Raw genomic sequence first — 15,374 nt, 5'->3', positions numbered from 1 at the left:
GCCAAACCTCCTTTTCGTATATACTACTTAATTATAATCAAGTTTTATTAATAAATTGTTAACAAAATGTGAAGAGAATTTTAAAAATAAAAAACATAGAGCTTTAAAAGCTCTATGTTAAGCCGCCAAAAGATTTGATAACTTTTACTACATTGTTTGTTTTGTCATCAGTGACTTCCACATTTAATTGGATATTTGCATCGGCAGTTTCGTCATAATAACCCATTCCGCTTATCATTGGATCTGACATAAGCAAAAGGCTTTTTCTTATGTCAAAAGGATAGCCTGACTTTAAAACTAGTGATGCTAAAGTTGGTCCTGTATCGGTTCCAGCTATGTTTTGCTTATCGTTGTAAGTATCCGCATATTTATCGATAATATCCACATATGCCCTGAAGCCCATGCTTTTTAAATAATTAGCAGCTTTGTTGGCGCTTTCTAAGTTGTAAAAATATGCATTTAATTTCATAAAATCACCCAAATATATTTTGGGCGCAATTTAAACATATATACATGGAAAAAATTACGCTGTTATAAATATAAGCAAACTTTTTCTGATGCTTTTTAAAGGTAAATTAAAAAATAAATGACATAATATGTTAGCGAATAGTATTATATTTTAATGCGCCTGACAGGAATCGAACCTGCGACCTCTCGGTTCGATTTTATACATTCTACACTTTCCTACAATGCCCTAAATTGGCTTAAATACTGGATTTTTTAACTTTAATGTTCTATAAAAAACTACCTTTATCTAAAACTTTTGTGGGAAAAGTGTGGGAAAAAATAAATCCTCAAAATGCCTACTATTCTAGATAAACAGGTCATTCAATGTCTCTACTGCATTAGTTTTTACTTTGGGTATTACATGCGTATACGTGTCTGCTGTTATAGAAATATTACTGTGTCCTAACAATAATGATACTGTTTTAAGTGGGATCCCTCTTTCAAATAGTTTTGTTGCAAAAGTATGTCTAATGGCATGAAATTTTTTATACTTTATGCCTGCTTTGTATAAAAGCTTTTTATAAATTCGAGTTAAGTTTCGAGCATCTATAGTATTACCTAATTCTGTTGTAAATACATAGCCGGTTTCAATATCGTTGAGGTAAGCTGGCCCTGCTTTTAATTTTTCTTCTTTTTGTCTGTTTCTGTGTTCCTTTAATACTGGTATAAGCGATGAAGGAATGGGGACAGTTCTGATGCTGTTTTTAGTTTTAGGTATTTGCTCAATAGTTTTATATTCCCTGTTGCCATGTGCATCTATGAGAGTTACCTGTTTAATCGTCCTCTGGACCCTTAATTCTTTTTTCTCAAAATCAATATCGGGCCATTTTAAGCCGAGTAATTCTCCCTGTCTTAAACCTGTTCCAAAATCCAATAAAAATAATGCTTTTAAGCGATGCCCTTCTAACGCTTCAGTGAATCTTTTTATTTCCTCATCAGTGAAGGTTTCAATCTTTGTTTCGCTTTTTTCCTGTGCAGTTCCCGGAATAACTAATTTTTTGCCTATACAAGGATTGCGAACTAGATACCCTTAATCGACTGCATAGTTGAAGAAGGTCTTTAAAAATTTGTTTAAAGTTTTTATTGTCTTGCTGCTTTTGCCTTCCTGATAGAGTTTGTTATAATATCGTTGTATCTGTATTGATTTTATGAGACTAATTTTTAATCCATATAGTTCACTATCTTTTATATAGTTTCTATAAAGTCCTTCATATCTTGCAAAAGTAGAAGGCTTTCTTGATACTTTTACAACCTCAAATAGCCATGTGCGCATAAGTTCACCTAAAATTACATCTTTAAAATCGATATTGAGGCCATTTTTTATGCCATTCAAATATTCATCTCTTTTAGCTTCGGCTTCTTTTTTGCCTTTGCCATAGAATTCTTTTCGAATTAGCTTTCCTTCCGAATCTCTGCCGATAGTAGCTGTTACTCTATAATATTCATTGCCGTTTTTTGTGTAATTTGTTTTTTGAGCCATAGTATCATACTCCTTAAAAAACTTATGTTCGAAATAGATTTAGAAATAAATGCCATTCAGCATGGCATTAATCTTCCCATAAATCTTCCATCATTCTACTTATTTTATCTGACCTATTTTTAGTTTCTTTTTTATCTATACTTATATCTATTACATCACCTTCATGTGCATCGGGTACTAATACTTTTGGCAAGTTCACCATTTTACGGTTAGGCATTTCAACAACCGCAAAATCACCTTCAAATCTGTCAATAATAACTTTCATTTTATCACCTCTTTTATTTTATTGTGGTGGATCACATACACTACATGGTGTATAGCCTTCCGCTTTAGCCTGTGATAAACTTATGGGGATTTTACTTTTTGATAAATATCTGCACCCATCACGATGATACTTTTTACCTGTTGCTGTTATATAAACAGTTACATTATCATTGCCTATGCTTCCGCTAGGATTTTGGATGACTAATGTAGATGTTGATGGTTTTGTCGCTGGTATAATTACAGTTGATGCTGTACCTGAATTGTTATTGGATGATTTGACAGTGTTAGTTGTATTAGAATTTACTGTATTTGTTGGTGGAGCATGTGGCTTTACAGATGATGCTTTCTTATCAAAAGTTATTGTGTTACCATCGCTTGTTGCTATGATAGTACCAGCTTCATCAGTCCTAAATATTTGAACGTTTGTTGCAGCAAGTCTATCAAGTGTTTGTTGTGCAGGATGCCCATAACTATTTCCAGCACCAACAGATATAACTGCATATTTAGGAGAAACAGCTTTAAGGAAAGCTGGCGTTGTAGATGAACTGCTGCCATGATGTCCTACTTTAAGAACATCAGCTTTTAAGTCGTAACCCTGTGCCAACATTTCATTCTCTGAAATGTCTTCGGCATCTCCATCAAACAAAAAAGATGTATTCTTATATGTTAGTTTTATAACAGCACTATAATTATTCAGGTCTTCATAGTATGTGTTGTTTGGCGCATACATAACGATTTTTAACGAAGGATCCAAGTCGATAGTTACGCCTGCAGTTGCAGTATTTACTTTTAGACCCTTTGATTTAATTGCTGTCAATACATCTTCAAATGTTTTTGTATTGTTTGATACTTTAGGCATGTAGATTTTGCCTATATCAAAAGAATAAATAACATTGTCCATTCCACCGATATGATCTTCATGCGGGTGTGTACCGACAAGAACATCTATTTTATTTATTCCTTGGTTCCTTATGTATGAAACAACTGAAGGCCCATCAGCATTATTTCCGGCATCTATCAGCATGCATTTACTGCCAGGTGTTTGAATTAAAATGCTATCAGCTTGCCCAACATCAATATAATGGACTTTTAATATTCCTGATGATGTAGTTGTAGCGTGTTTATCATCTTGTGGCGTTGATGTAGCAGCTAGATTGCTGGTATTTGTAGGTTTAACTTCATTATCTTTAGTGACAGATTCATCATTATTTTTAACTATAGTTTTACTTTCTTGCGTTGTTGGAATATTACTTTGTTCGGCTGGTGGGGTTGCAGCAATGCCTGTTACCATAATTGCAAAAGAAATAATAAAAGGAATTAGAACATTTTTTATAGGTGTATTTTTCTTTTTATAAGAAAGAAGATCCGCGAAGTAAAACATCGTAAATGGAAGTGCAAGAGAAAATAAGCCAACACCAATTCCTGAAGCAAACATAATTAAAGACAGCAAATAGTATATACCTGCTATAATCATGTGCCATCTTATGCTGCTTCTAAATCCTGGAATAAATTTTAAAATATTTTTTAATTCCATAAAATGACCTCCCCTTTTTGTAATGCTTTTTTCAATCCCTTATAGGTAGGCTAAAAACTTCTTGGTTTAAAAGAGTCTTCATTTAGAAGCTTGTTATTTCAATCCCTGACAGGTAAGCTGAAAACTTGCAGACATTAAACCATAATTAATATATACCTAACTTATATTTTACTAATTCCTCAGGTACTCCAAGCCAGCAGCTCATCTCTGGAATGCTCCAATCATTCCGGATTTCATCGTCATCTATAAGCAATTCAGCAGCAAATTTATTGGCTTCAATTTCAAAACGGCCTATTGGAAAAAGGGTATATTCACGTATGAAATAAATATCTTGGTTGAAGTGCAATAAAGCATGTCCCAGTTCATGAGCTAAAACAATACGTCTACTATTTAAATCTAAAAGAGAATTAACAATAATGAATTTATTTCGTATCAAATTTATATAATATCCCTTAGTGAAATCATTATACTCCTTATATCTTATATGCATCTTTAAATTTCTAGCAATTTTTTCAGGATTTCTTGTGCCATATTTATATATTAAATGCTTGACACGGGCATGAATATTTACCATAAAACTCACCTATATACTTTATAGTCTTATGTTATAATATAATTGAAATTAGCAGGGTGTCGGGCTTTCGTGGATGGTTTATTGGCATCGCTCCTCACCATCTATGCGTTGCACCTTCCGGGATACGCCTAGGCGAATTCTCACGGCTTGGCTCATAGTTGCCCTCGACTTTATGTCAGGGTTTTCTATGAATTAACCCGATTTACATCAGCAGATTACTCTGAAGTGGGGCAATTACATTACCCATAGTATTGAATTGTTTTACGATGGAATCAACTCCTTTGCAGCTATTTTGCATTTGGGCGAATTTTTCAATTCTTTCAATTGCTGGCATTGGCTTTAACACTCCACTAAATTTACTGAAATGACTTGGATTAGTTAATTTATCCATTTGGATTGCTAAACTCAAAACTGTTACCGCATGGGCTTTTTATCCCATACTTCTGCATGTTTCCATGCAGTTCAGCATATTTCTTCACCCTGCTAATTTTCTTCTTTTTTCTTTTTCTTACCATATTTCTTTTTATTCATTTCTTTAGCTTCCCAGAAAAGCTCTGAGATATCACGAAAAAGCTTTTCTTTGTCTTCTTCTGCCACCTCATCATTCATAAAGAAAGCACCTGCATGTTGAATAAAGTCTTCATACTGCATGAGGTCCCGTTTGGTGACTTTATATTTTTTTACGTAGTCTTCTGGAATATTAATATTATCATTTAAATATCCAGCAATTTTCATCAACTCTTCATATGGTACATCTAATACTTCAGAAATTTTTTTCAGAATTTCTGGCGAAGGTTCACGCAAACCTCGTTCTATACGAGATATATGTGCAGCACTTACGTTTGAATATAGAGCGAGTTGATTTATGGAAAGTTTTCTATCTTCACGAATTTTCTTAATATATTCCCCGATACTCAAAGGATTTCACCACCTAAGTTTATTTTATATAATATATTGCCCAAAGGCAATATAAAGCAAAAATTTTTTATAAAAAGTATTGACAAATGGCAACAGCATATGATATATTATTACCAGAAGGCAATATTGCCAACTGGTAAAGGAGGTGCTAAAAGTGGCAGACAATATAATTAACCTTGATTACTTAAAAAAATATATGGAGAAAAAGAAAATATCTGAAGTTAAATTAGCAGAATTAATTGGCGTAGACTATACAACAGTATACAGAGTTTTTAAGGGAGATAGAAATCCTGGAGCTAAGTTTATTGCTGGTTTGATAAAAAGCGGATTAGATATAGATTTTGAGAAAATTTTTTTAAATAAATCATTGCCAGATGGTAATAGAAATGAACAAACCGCATAGGAGGAGGTGAGAAGGATGGAGGAAGTTTTAAAGCAGAGGATAAATGAATTAGAAAAGAGAGTAACTGCCCTGGAAGGGCGAATTCCAGAACAGCCAAAGGAAATTGAGCTAAAAATTGACGGTGAGATGATTGCCAAAATAGTTGCAGCAGCCATAAAAAAAGGAGTGGAAGAAGCTTATTGTGAAGATACCCATTCATGATAAGCTTCAAGAACCTTAAACAATGTGACAACCTGTATTTTACTTAAGACTCCAGCCAATGCTACTGATAAATTATTTTCAGCAGTGTTATCAAGTTCAGCTTTAGCAGTGTTGTAAGCAATTTGAGCGAGTTCTTCTGAGTACTGTTCAGCAAACAAAGTTTTAAATTCATTGAAGTCTTTCATAATCTCACCTCCTCTCAAGAATATTTTACCATTTTGGAGAGAGGAGAAACAAAAGGAGGAAAGAGCATGAATGATTTACAAATCTTCAGCAATAAAGAATTTGGGCAAGTAAGAGTAATTATTAAAGACAATGAACCCTGGTTTGTTGGAAAAGATGTAGCAGAAGTTTTAGGATATTCAAATACAAGAGATGCACTTGCAAAACATATTGATGAAGATGATAAATCTGACGTCGCAATTTACGACGGTAGCCAAAATAGAAATATGACAATCATAAATGAGTCTGGTCTCTATAGTTTAGTTTTGAGTTCAAAATTACCTACAGCAAAGAGATTCAAGAAATGGATCACTTCAGAAGTTATACCAAGTATTCGCAAACATGGAGCTTATCTTACACCAGAAAAAATTGAAGAAGTATTGCTTAATCCTGATACGATAATTCAGCTTGCAACGCAGCTCAAACAAGAGCGAGAAGAAAAACTTAAACTTGAAGAAAAAATCAAACAGGATAAACCAAAAGTATTATTTGCTGATAGTGTTGCTATATCAGATACAGCAATCCTCATTGGCGAATTAGCAAAACTGCTTAAACAAAATGGAATTGATATTGGTGAGAAAAGATTGTTTGAATGGATGCGCAGCAATGGTTACTTAATCAGCAGGAAGGGCACAGATTACAATATGCCGACACAAAAATCAATGGAGTTAGGGCTTTTTAGAATCAAAGAAACTTCAATAACTCACAGCGACGGTCATGTGACAATCTCAAAAACTGCTAAGGTAACTGGCAAAGGACAGATATACTTCATTAATAAATTTAAAAGTATGCAAGAAATCAACAAAGAAAATGTTCAATGAGGAGGATTTGATATGACTTCAAAAGCTATACAAGAAATTGAACAATTTCAAAATTTCATAAAAGAAGCAGTAAAAAATGTGAATGTAAATCAAAAACTTACATTGACTATAGAAGAAGCAGCAAAATGTTCTGGCATAGGAAGAGATAAATTGTTGGAACTAGTTCACAACCCAAATTCTGATTTTCCATTTTTTAAAGTTGGATCAAAATTTTTGATTAATCGTGAAATGCTAAAAGAATGGCTTAGAAAGGTTTCGGAGGAAAGAAGAGTGCTATAGAAAGAGGAGGTGAAAGAATGAATATGAGCTGGGGACATGAAGCAAAAAAGCTAACAAAAAGAGAGAAGGCTGAAATAATTTTAAAAAACTTAGAAGAATACATTCAAGTTGATTGGAACTTCAAAGAATTTTATTTAAAAGCAATTGAAAAAGGATTAACACGGATAGAAATGGAGGAGAAATAATGGCACAAGCTTTAACAAAAAGTGTCGTTAACGTTGATATTGATGAACTTGATAGAGAACTAACGACACTTGAAATGCAAAAAGAGTTCAGATTGCGAAGAATAAGAGAATTGCAGGAACTAAAAAGACAAGCAGCAAAGGCAGATGCATTAATTGAGAAATTCAGAGAAGAAATTGCAGAGCTTGATGAGGAATATCATGAGAAATTAAGACTTTACTACAGTCAGATGTGAGATCTCGAAAATGTCATAAGAAGTGTTTCTGAAATTATTATCGCATTAGAAAGGGGTGATGGCAATGAGGAATGAATGCAAAAACATATACAAGATTGCCAGAAAATCAGCAGGTTTATCGAGAGAAGAGGCAGCAGAGATGTTACATATAAGTGTGAGGTCTTTAGCTGATTATGAAGCTGGTACGACAATACCCAAAGATGATATTGTATGTGACATGGTTAATATATACATGGCTCCTTGGTTGGGATACCAGCATCTAAAACAGAATACAAAAGTTGGACAAAAATATCTTCCAGACTTAAATCTAACGATTTTACCTGAATCAGTATTAACTCTGCAGAGTGAAACAGATGACCTGGAAATTGTTAAAAAAGACATGATTAAGATAGCTGCTGATGGCGTAGTAGATGAAACAGAAAAAGATAGATGGCAGCGTGTTACAAAGGAAATAAGAGAAATGGCAGGCGCAGCACTTGCGGTTATTTTCGCAAGATGAAAGGGGGATTTAAAGATGTCAGTAAGACTTGCAATACTTTTATATAAATTATTTGGTATAACCTCAACGTTAGAAAACGGACAAGTCAGACACGGAATAGAATTTTGGAAATAAAAAAAGGCCTTAAAAAAGGCACATAAAAATTCTTCTAAGGAGAGTATACCACATTTCAGGTATACTCTCAAGATAAAAAATGAAAGGGGATAAAAAGATGGGAAACATGGCTATGATGAACAAAATTTGGAATATCACTAATTCACGCATACTTAAAACAGATGACAAAATTAAAATGCTTGAAGATTTAAAAAATAAAACAGATGATAAAGTACTTATAAAGATTATAGAGCTTGATATAGAAAATTTAAGGAGTGGAGTATGTAATGGATAATGAAATGAAGATAATACATCTCTACGATAAACAGCCAAAGGACATTTCAATAAAGCTTGAAAAGAATACAAAAGGATACAATTGGGAAATAAGCTATGCAGGCGAGGATATAGAAGCAGTTTTATCTAAGATACGTGAGGTTAATAAAAAATTGCAAGAAGAATATGGAGGGGAGAAACAATGAGCAATAGCAAGGCAATAGATAATTATCAAAGGATAAAATTTTTGCTTAGCAATGTAAATGTAAAGAAAAGATTTGAGGAAGTTCTTGGACATAGAGCAGCACAATTTATAACATCTGTATCAAACGTAGTAAATGGTAACCCTATGCTTCGCAACTGTGATGCAAACTCTATACTATCTGCCGCAATGGTAGCGGCCACTTTGGATCTTCCTGTGGATCCAAATCTAGGCTTCTCTTATATAATCCCTTATCACACGAAAGAGGGTTGGAAAGCTCAATTTCAAGTAGGATACAAAGGAATTATACAGTTAGCACTTAGAACAGGGCAATATAAGAACATAAATGTAATTGCAATATATGAAGGACAATTAAAAGGATTTAATCCTCTTACGGAAGAGATTGAGTTAAATTTTGATAACAAGATTTCCAACAAAGTAATAGGTTATGCGGCATACTTCAGGCTGATTAATGGGTTTGAAAAGACCGTATATTGGCCTATAGAGAAAGTAAGAGCGCATGCACAAAGATTTAGCAAAACTTTCAATAACGGTCCATGGCGTACGGATTTTGATGAAATGGCAAAGAAAACTGTCATGAAGAACACACTTAGTAAATGGGGAATACTCTCGGTAGATATGCAAACAGCTCTAAAATCCGACCAAGCCATAATACACGAAGGTAAACGTGGCGTTGATTATGAATATGTTGATAACCCAGAACCGGATACTGAAGGAAATAATAATGTAATTGATGTAGATACTGGAGAAATTATTGAAGATGATAAAAGTGACAATGATTATGCAATAGAAGAAGGTGAAAACCAACAGATGGAAATAGATGAAGAAGATTTACCAGAATTTTTACAAAATGTTGAGGAGGATCAAAAATGAGATATGAAAAAATGTGGTATGACCTTAAAAGAGAACTTTTAATAGATAGGTTTAAAGGATCTTATGATATAGATTTTGTTATCGAAAAGATGGATGAAATTGAATGTAGAGAATCAGAGTATAAGCATAAGCAGAGAGACTTCTTCGGAAAAATAATTGAAAACAATAAGCAAGCAGAAAATGAAACAATAGATGAGGCGGAATAAACCGCCTCTCTAAAAAACATTTTGAGCGGAAAAATATTCATTAAGTACCAAATTGGAGGGTGAAGGAAGATGAAAAAGATATATCAAGATGGTAGCAATGACTGGAATATTTCAGCTTTTGAAGTGGCTAAAAAGTTAGAACCTAGAGTAAAACAATATTTTGACAAAATAATGGAAAGTACTGCTTCAAATTATCTAATTGAAATTTCTGAATGTGAATCACCAATCGAACAGCTCTTAGGTCTAGCCCTACAACACAAACTTATCATATTTGAAGTCAAATCAGATTATGGCGTTTATACTATATATCCTCAATATGAGATAGATTGTTTTGGTAAAAAATACAGAGTAGATTTTTATATTAATGTAACTTATGAAGGTCAAGAAAGAAATATAGTTATTGAATGTGATGGGCATGATTTCCATGAAAAAACAAAGGAGCAGGCGGCGAGAGACAAGCAAAAAGATAGATATCTAGCAAGAGCAGGTTATAAAGTAATTAGATTTACTGGAAGTGAAATTTGGGCGGATCCTGATGAATGTGCAAGAGAAGTCCTTTCTGTAGTTTTTAGCCAAAGTTATTAATTTAAGGTGAGGGATTGAAATGGGGAGAAAGAGATTTATAACAAGTGATATGAGCATTGACGAAAAAATAGCACAAATAGCCGCAGAAGATCCTACAATAGCCTTAATGTGGCCATGGTTTATTACAGGATTTGATGATTGGGGAAGAATGGAGGCGGCACCTTTAAAAATTAAATTAAGTATTTTCCCTGCATTCCCATTTACGGTGAAAGATATTGAAAGGGCGATAGACAAGTATGCCGAAGTAGGACTCGTTTTTAAATATGTAACAGAAGGACATACATATATAGCAATAGAACCAGAAAAGTATTATAAATATCAAACTTACATTAGAGATAATAAGCGCGAATCAGATAAATCTAATTGTCCAGCGCCTGAAAATGCACCATGGAATAGTCAAAATAGTGCAGATAAAAACAAGTACGCGCAAGAAGATAATATGTCGCGCAATTGCGCGCAAGTTAGCGTAGATAACGACAAAAAACACCCTTCTCCTTCACCTTCTCCTTCTCCTTCACCTTCTCCTTCTCCTTCACCTTCTCCTTCTCCTTCACCTTCTCCTTCGGAGAATATATCTACGTCCGAGCGAAGCCCGGACATGCAGCAGAAACCTCAAAATGAGGACAAAAAAAGTGGAAAGCATATTATTCCAGTCTTTAGCGAGGATACAATTCAATTTCAACTTGCCATGTTTATGAGACAATGCATTTTAGAAAACTTACCAAAAGCCAGAGTACCTGAGCCAACAATAGCAGGATTGAAACGATGGGCCTATGATATCGACCTTATGATTCGCATTGATAAAAGAGATCCAGAAGAAATACGTAGTTTGATTGACTGGTCTCATAGAGACAATTTTTGGAGAGCTAATATACTAAGTCCGGGTAAATTACGTGAAAAGTGGGATACGCTAACAGCACATAAAATGCGGAACATGCAAAGCAAGGGACGAGCAGATCCAGGCGAAATGCCTAAAAATGTGGCTAAAGCGTTAGAACTTGTAAGAAAAGCCGAGGAAGAAGAGAAAACAGGAAAGGATGTTTCAATATGGTAAAGTCGGAAATTGCAAAACTGCTTGCAGTATTAGCGGCGTCATATCCAAAGTTTGAAGTTGACGAAATAAAACAGCAAGTGTGGTATGAAATGCTACAAGACATACCGTACCAAATAGCTCAAGTTGCAGTAAAAAAATTAATACTTGAGAGTCCATATCCTCCAGCCATAGCAGATATTCGCAAACAGGTAGCGGAGATAACTACACCCAAAGGAGAACAGCTGGATCCTGCCGAAGCATGGGGAGAAGTTGAAAAAGCAATACGCCACTATGGTTCATACAGGGAAGAAGAGGCATTAGCAAGCATGAGCCCGGCTGTAGCAAAGGTTGCAAAATATATGGGGTGGCGTGAGATATGCCTTAGTGAAGAGCCGGGAGTTGTGAGAGGGCAATTTCTCAAGATGTTTAGTCAGGTCCAGGAACGGGAGAAGAAAGAAGCATTGTTACCAGAGAAGCTTAAAAACGATATAGCAATGCTTGCAAATAAGCATGATTTTAAGCTTATAGAGGGAGGCAAGAAATGATGACAATATTGAGCAAAGTTAAAAGCATAATATCCGAGCAGACAGGGATCCCGAAGAGAGAAATAAAAATAGATTCGAACTTAATTGATGACCTTAATATAAATTCATTAACACTTATTGAGATAATATGCGATATTGAAGATACGTTTATTATATCAATATCCGATGAAGATGCTCTCAAGTGCAAGACTGTTAGAGACATAGTAGATTACATTAAAGCAATATGGGGAGGAAGAGATAAATTATGAAGGTTGAATTTGAGATGAATTTGAAAAATGGGGATGGTAAAGACAAGAAAAGAAAAAGAGAGATAATTCGAGGTAAGGGTGAACTTATAAAAGAATACGAACATTTTTACTTAGTGCAGAAAAAGGGATATAGGACATGCATAAATAAAGCGGATATTGCGTGCGGAAATGCTAAATTAAGGTTTTTAAAGGAGGCGTGAGGGATGAATAAAACAAAAATAGAGTGGACGGATACTGTATGGAATCCGGTTACCGGCTGCACACCTATCAGCGAAGGATGCCAAAACTGTTATGCAAACCGCATAGCAAATAGACTTAAAGGTAGATGTGGATATCCGGCAGATGAACCGTTCAAGGTAACGTTGCATCCAGAGCGACTGAATGAACCTTTACAATGGAGGAAACCTCAGCGAATATTTGTGTGCAGTATGGGGGATTTATTCCATGAGGATGTCCACCCATATGACATCATGCGAATATTTAATGTGATGGCAAAGGCTAAACATCACACCTTTTTGGTGCTTACTAAAAGGCCAGAACGAATGCTTGAAGTTTATAAGCGGTTGCGTCCGGGGAATACCATTCCTGGCCCATACTTTTCAATTACAGGAAAAGGGGAAGGGTGGGCAGGTTATCCGCCGACTTTACCGGACAACATATGGCTCGGGGTTACTGCCGAAAACCAGCAAAGAGCAGATGAACGTATACCAATTTTATTACAAATACCGGCAGCAGTACACTTTGTAAGTGTAGAGCCGATGCTAGGGCCAGTTAAGATTGATCATTACTTTCCCGAATATGACTACCGACCTACATATAAATATTGGCAAGCTGCTTTTCCTGAGCAGGGTAATAAGCCAATCTTGGTTTGCCCCGGTATTGATTGGGTAATATGCGGCGGAGAAAGCGGTCTGGGAGCGCGGCCAATGCACCCGGATTGGGCGCGAGACTTAAGAGATCAATGCCAGAAGGCGAGAATACCGTTTTTCTTTAAATCGTGGGGCGAATACAAACCTTTGCCTTTCCGCTCTACTGGGGATGGACTTCATACATTACAAGAATATCCTGAGTGTAAATATGATTTTGTTAAAGTTGGTAAAAAGACTGCTGGACGTGTCTTGGATGGTAAAACATGGAATGAGATTCCGAGTATTGATATATAAATTGCCAATGAGGAAGGGATATAAAAATGTGGGGCGGATATAAGATATCAAGAAAGATGAAAGAAGATTTAGCCGATGTTGTTAATCTACTAGATAAAGCAAAAGATTCATTGATTACTGATAATAACACTAAGCACGCTCAGATATACATCAAAAAAGCAATTGAGATATGCGAGAAATATATTAGTTAGGAGGAATAAGACATGCTTAAAGAAATGAAACCGGGACGCAAATACTTCATCATCAACATAGATGAGCCTTATGCAGCAGAGATTTTCGAGATATTAAAGCGCGGCCAAATGGCAAAAGGTGAATGGTCAGAAGGGGATATAAGCTTTGAAGAATGGCAGGAATTGACTTTTAGAGAGCTTAATGAGGGAGGAAACTGATATGTACAAAATAGTAATTCCCGGCCGACCAGTACCGAAAGGCAGACCAAGATTTTCAAAAACCGGACATGCTTATACACCAGAACGGACACGACAGTATGAAGAATTAGTCGGGTGGAAGGCAAGAGAGGCCGTTAAACAGCCACTTGAGGGCAATATAGCGTTGTATATCAGAGTATATGTTAAAAGGAATGTATATCCAGATATAGACAATATTGCAAAGTCATGTATGGATGGAATGAATGGCGTAGCATACAAAGATGACAAACAAGTATCATATTTGACAATACAACGATTAAAAGGTAATGAAGAAAAAGTAGAAATTGAGATAGAGGAGGTATCATGATGGGTAAAATTGAATTTTTAGCATCAATACCACCAATTCAATCAGGCCTTAAATTTGGTGGTGACGGTGCAAGGGTACAGTTTGATATTCCTGAAACATATTTATCAGAAGCAATAAAACTTGTAACATGTAAAAATAAAGTTTTAAAGATTACAGTGGAGATTAAAGAGGGGTAGCTAAAGCTATCCCTATACGCATTTAGGAGGGGAAAAGTTGACGAAGAAGAAAAAGAAGAAGAAAAAATACAAAGATATAACAAAAAAACTTTGGGATCAGAAATACCCAAAGGGATATGAGTTTTATAAGTGGCTGATGGAGAACAATAAAGGGGTTAAAATTTGATGGGTGGGATGATGATTTTGAAAACACCTAGAGAAATTCAAAAAGATGTTGAAAATGTCTTAAAAAAATACAATGTCATTAAAACAAAATTGGAATATTATAACATGAAATACAATGAAATATCTGAGCTACCTGCTATTAATGCAGGTATAAAATCTGGAAAAACATATAAATTTAACAGTATTACAGAAAATATAGCACTTGAAGATATAGAAATGAAAGATAAATCGCTTATACTAGTCTTTATCATTCTTACCATTGATAGTATATTGTCATCGTTATCTAATATAGAGAAAAATATTTTAACTATGAGATATATTGAAAAACATAAATGGCGATATATAAGCAAAAAGAACAACTATAGCATTAGAAATTGCCAAAGAATCGCATCTTATGCAATAGAGAAAATTGCAAATGAATATTCTAACGAGATTGAAGAAATTGTCGCATTTTTGTCGCATTTTTTGCGTACTTTATAAAAAAATCTATGCTATAATACATAATAGAACAATAGATAAATATTTGATAAACAAAAGACAAAGCTCAGGCGTCCCCTTCCTGAGCTTAAATTTTTGCAGAAAAAGAAGGATTTTAGAAAAATATGTAGAATATTATGGTAAAAATAAAGAAAGGGGAATTTATAAATGAAGATACAGATTATCTGTGAACATTGTGGAAAGATCGTGGAATTGCTACCGAATGAGGAAAATTACAGCTATGTAAGTGAAAAATTAGAGAAAGCAAAAATACATTGCGAACCGGATGTACAAATAGAAATCGAAAATGAAATGGAAGAAATAAAAAATATGCGCGATGTAAGTGATATTGATGTATATCATACAATAGAAGGCATCGAATTTACTTGTGAAGAATGTGGAAATAGCATAATATTAACTGAATTAAATTGATATTAAGTAATTTAAAGAGCTCTAATG

31 protein-coding genes and 1 pseudogene are annotated in these 15,374 nt (G+C 34.6%); 24 read left to right on the top strand and 8 right to left on the bottom strand.

What is annotated here, in order from left to right; translation table 11 throughout:
- Nucleotides 1-112: 112 nt before the first annotated feature.
- From Q2T46_RS05415 to Q2T46_RS05380, 7 genes and pseudogenes are all read right to left on the bottom strand, one after another.
- Nucleotides 113-469 (bottom strand): hypothetical protein, encoded by a 357-nt coding sequence (locus Q2T46_RS05415; protein ID WP_303263933.1) that lies wholly within the window; start codon nucleotides 467-469, stop codon nucleotides 113-115.
- A 342-nt stretch (nucleotides 470-811) separates the two neighbouring features.
- Nucleotides 812-1,987 (bottom strand): annotated as a pseudogene (locus Q2T46_RS15530) (tyrosine-type recombinase/integrase).
- A 67-nt stretch (nucleotides 1,988-2,054) separates the two neighbouring features.
- Nucleotides 2,055-2,252: a DUF3006 domain-containing protein gene (locus Q2T46_RS05400; protein ID WP_303263935.1), complete on the bottom strand. Its 198-nt coding sequence runs from the start codon at nucleotides 2,250-2,252 to the stop codon at nucleotides 2,055-2,057.
- Between the two features lie 18 nt (nucleotides 2,253-2,270).
- Nucleotides 2,271-3,785 (bottom strand): ComEC/Rec2 family competence protein, encoded by a 1,515-nt coding sequence (locus Q2T46_RS15525; RefSeq protein ID WP_303263936.1) that lies wholly within the window; start codon nucleotides 3,783-3,785, stop codon nucleotides 2,271-2,273.
- 145 nt (nucleotides 3,786-3,930) lie between these two features.
- Nucleotides 3,931-4,359: an ImmA/IrrE family metallo-endopeptidase gene (locus tag Q2T46_RS05390; protein WP_303263937.1), complete on the bottom strand. Its 429-nt coding sequence runs from the start codon at nucleotides 4,357-4,359 to the stop codon at nucleotides 3,931-3,933.
- A 202-nt stretch (nucleotides 4,360-4,561) separates the two neighbouring features.
- Nucleotides 4,562-4,768, bottom strand: a complete 207-nt coding sequence (locus tag Q2T46_RS05385) for a hypothetical protein (RefSeq protein ID WP_311062354.1) — start codon at nucleotides 4,766-4,768, stop codon at nucleotides 4,562-4,564.
- A gap of 74 nt (nucleotides 4,769-4,842) precedes the next feature.
- Complete coding sequence (locus Q2T46_RS05380) at nucleotides 4,843-5,277, bottom strand: helix-turn-helix domain-containing protein (protein WP_303263938.1); 435 nt, start codon at nucleotides 5,275-5,277, stop codon at nucleotides 4,843-4,845.
- 154 nt (nucleotides 5,278-5,431) lie between these two features.
- On the opposite strand from Q2T46_RS05380, the gene Q2T46_RS05375 reads away from it, so the two are divergent.
- Nucleotides 5,432-5,680, top strand: a complete 249-nt coding sequence (locus Q2T46_RS05375; protein ID WP_303263939.1) for a helix-turn-helix transcriptional regulator — start codon at nucleotides 5,432-5,434, stop codon at nucleotides 5,678-5,680.
- 15 nt (nucleotides 5,681-5,695) lie between these two features.
- Complete coding sequence (locus Q2T46_RS05370) at nucleotides 5,696-5,881, top strand: hypothetical protein (protein ID WP_303263940.1); 186 nt, start codon at nucleotides 5,696-5,698, stop codon at nucleotides 5,879-5,881.
- On the opposite strand, the gene Q2T46_RS05365 is transcribed toward Q2T46_RS05370, so the two are convergent.
- Nucleotides 5,857-6,066: a hypothetical protein gene (locus tag Q2T46_RS05365; protein WP_303263941.1), complete on the bottom strand. Its 210-nt coding sequence runs from the start codon at nucleotides 6,064-6,066 to the stop codon at nucleotides 5,857-5,859. The genes Q2T46_RS05370 and Q2T46_RS05365 overlap by 25 nt on opposite strands.
- A gap of 66 nt (nucleotides 6,067-6,132) precedes the next feature.
- Here Q2T46_RS05365 and Q2T46_RS05360 point away from each other — a divergent pair, with 66 nt between their 5' ends.
- The 22 genes from Q2T46_RS05360 (at nucleotide 6,133) to Q2T46_RS05255 (ending at nucleotide 15,347) form a co-directional block, all read left to right on the top strand.
- The gene (locus Q2T46_RS05360; protein WP_303263942.1) at nucleotides 6,133-6,924 is read left to right on the top strand and encodes a phage antirepressor; all 792 of its coding nucleotides are present in this window, start codon (nucleotides 6,133-6,135) and stop codon (nucleotides 6,922-6,924) included.
- A gap of 12 nt (nucleotides 6,925-6,936) precedes the next feature.
- Complete coding sequence (locus Q2T46_RS05355; protein WP_303263943.1) at nucleotides 6,937-7,203, top strand: excisionase; 267 nt, start codon at nucleotides 6,937-6,939, stop codon at nucleotides 7,201-7,203.
- Between the two features lie 17 nt (nucleotides 7,204-7,220).
- A complete protein-coding gene (locus Q2T46_RS05350) occupies nucleotides 7,221-7,388 on the top strand; it encodes a hypothetical protein (RefSeq protein WP_303263944.1) in 168 nt (55 codons plus the stop codon).
- Nucleotides 7,388-7,621, top strand: a complete 234-nt coding sequence (locus Q2T46_RS05345; RefSeq protein ID WP_303263945.1) for a hypothetical protein — start codon at nucleotides 7,388-7,390, stop codon at nucleotides 7,619-7,621. Before Q2T46_RS05350 ends, Q2T46_RS05345 begins: the two co-directional genes overlap by 1 nt.
- Before the next feature lie 64 nt (nucleotides 7,622-7,685).
- Nucleotides 7,686-8,120: a helix-turn-helix transcriptional regulator gene (locus tag Q2T46_RS05340; RefSeq protein ID WP_303263946.1), complete on the top strand. Its 435-nt coding sequence runs from the start codon at nucleotides 7,686-7,688 to the stop codon at nucleotides 8,118-8,120.
- Between the two features lie 193 nt (nucleotides 8,121-8,313).
- A complete protein-coding gene (locus Q2T46_RS05335; RefSeq protein ID WP_311062353.1) occupies nucleotides 8,314-8,508 on the top strand; it encodes a hypothetical protein in 195 nt (64 codons plus the stop codon).
- The gene (locus Q2T46_RS05330) at nucleotides 8,501-8,692 is read left to right on the top strand and encodes a hypothetical protein (protein WP_303263948.1); all 192 of its coding nucleotides are present in this window, start codon (nucleotides 8,501-8,503) and stop codon (nucleotides 8,690-8,692) included. The genes Q2T46_RS05335 and Q2T46_RS05330 overlap by 8 nt, the downstream gene beginning before the upstream one ends.
- Nucleotides 8,689-9,582 (top strand): recombinase RecT, encoded by an 894-nt coding sequence (locus Q2T46_RS05325; RefSeq protein WP_303263949.1) that lies wholly within the window; start codon nucleotides 8,689-8,691, stop codon nucleotides 9,580-9,582. The genes Q2T46_RS05330 and Q2T46_RS05325 overlap by 4 nt, the downstream gene beginning before the upstream one ends.
- Entirely contained in the window at nucleotides 9,579-9,788 is a 210-nt protein-coding gene (locus tag Q2T46_RS05320) for a hypothetical protein (RefSeq protein WP_303263950.1), read from the top strand. Before Q2T46_RS05325 ends, Q2T46_RS05320 begins: the two co-directional genes overlap by 4 nt.
- Nucleotides 9,789-9,857: 69 nt before the next feature.
- Nucleotides 9,858-10,373 carry an endonuclease domain-containing protein gene (locus tag Q2T46_RS05315; protein ID WP_303263951.1) on the top strand — a complete coding sequence of 172 codons (516 nt, stop codon included), beginning with the start codon at nucleotides 9,858-9,860 and terminating at the stop codon, nucleotides 10,371-10,373.
- A gap of 19 nt (nucleotides 10,374-10,392) precedes the next feature.
- Nucleotides 10,393-11,427, top strand: a complete 1,035-nt coding sequence (locus Q2T46_RS05310; protein WP_303263952.1) for a hypothetical protein — start codon at nucleotides 10,393-10,395, stop codon at nucleotides 11,425-11,427.
- Complete coding sequence (locus Q2T46_RS05305) at nucleotides 11,421-11,951, top strand: replicative helicase loader/inhibitor (RefSeq protein WP_303263953.1); 531 nt, start codon at nucleotides 11,421-11,423, stop codon at nucleotides 11,949-11,951. Before Q2T46_RS05310 ends, Q2T46_RS05305 begins: the two co-directional genes overlap by 7 nt.
- Nucleotides 11,948-12,199, top strand: coding sequence for an acyl carrier protein (locus Q2T46_RS05300; protein WP_303263954.1), 252 nt, complete (start codon nucleotides 11,948-11,950; stop codon nucleotides 12,197-12,199). Before Q2T46_RS05305 ends, Q2T46_RS05300 begins: the two co-directional genes overlap by 4 nt.
- On the top strand, nucleotides 12,196-12,399 hold the full coding sequence (locus Q2T46_RS05295; protein WP_303263955.1) for a hypothetical protein: 204 nt from the start codon (nucleotides 12,196-12,198) through the stop codon (nucleotides 12,397-12,399). Before Q2T46_RS05300 ends, Q2T46_RS05295 begins: the two co-directional genes overlap by 4 nt.
- Before the next feature lie 3 nt (nucleotides 12,400-12,402).
- Entirely contained in the window at nucleotides 12,403-13,362 is a 960-nt protein-coding gene (locus tag Q2T46_RS05290; protein ID WP_303263956.1) for a phage Gp37/Gp68 family protein, read from the top strand.
- A gap of 26 nt (nucleotides 13,363-13,388) precedes the next feature.
- Nucleotides 13,389-13,553, top strand: coding sequence for a hypothetical protein (locus tag Q2T46_RS05285; protein WP_303263957.1), 165 nt, complete (start codon nucleotides 13,389-13,391; stop codon nucleotides 13,551-13,553).
- 12 nt (nucleotides 13,554-13,565) lie between these two features.
- Nucleotides 13,566-13,751, top strand: a complete 186-nt coding sequence (locus tag Q2T46_RS05280; RefSeq protein ID WP_303263958.1) for a hypothetical protein — start codon at nucleotides 13,566-13,568, stop codon at nucleotides 13,749-13,751.
- A gap of 1 nt (nucleotide 13,752) precedes the next feature.
- The gene (locus Q2T46_RS05275; RefSeq protein WP_303263959.1) at nucleotides 13,753-14,097 is read left to right on the top strand and encodes a RusA family crossover junction endodeoxyribonuclease; all 345 of its coding nucleotides are present in this window, start codon (nucleotides 13,753-13,755) and stop codon (nucleotides 14,095-14,097) included.
- Nucleotides 14,097-14,273, top strand: a complete 177-nt coding sequence (locus Q2T46_RS05270; RefSeq protein WP_303263960.1) for a hypothetical protein — start codon at nucleotides 14,097-14,099, stop codon at nucleotides 14,271-14,273. The genes Q2T46_RS05275 and Q2T46_RS05270 overlap by 1 nt, the downstream gene beginning before the upstream one ends.
- A 37-nt stretch (nucleotides 14,274-14,310) precedes the next feature.
- Nucleotides 14,311-14,439, top strand: a complete 129-nt coding sequence (locus Q2T46_RS05265; RefSeq protein WP_303263961.1) for a hypothetical protein — start codon at nucleotides 14,311-14,313, stop codon at nucleotides 14,437-14,439.
- A complete protein-coding gene (locus tag Q2T46_RS05260) occupies nucleotides 14,439-14,918 on the top strand; it encodes a hypothetical protein (RefSeq protein WP_311062352.1) in 480 nt (159 codons plus the stop codon). Before Q2T46_RS05265 ends, Q2T46_RS05260 begins: the two co-directional genes overlap by 1 nt.
- A 165-nt stretch (nucleotides 14,919-15,083) precedes the next feature.
- Nucleotides 15,084-15,347, top strand: a complete 264-nt coding sequence (locus tag Q2T46_RS05255) for a hypothetical protein (protein ID WP_303263963.1) — start codon at nucleotides 15,084-15,086, stop codon at nucleotides 15,345-15,347.
- Nucleotides 15,348-15,374: the final 27 nt, after the last annotated feature.

Origin of the sequence: Thermoanaerobacterium sp. CMT5567-10 (assembly GCF_030534315.2) — a bacterium.
In the GTDB taxonomy this organism is placed as follows: Bacteria; Bacillota; Thermoanaerobacteria; order Thermoanaerobacterales; family Thermoanaerobacteraceae; genus Thermoanaerobacterium.
This window is presented reverse-complemented; position numbering and strand designations above follow the sequence as displayed.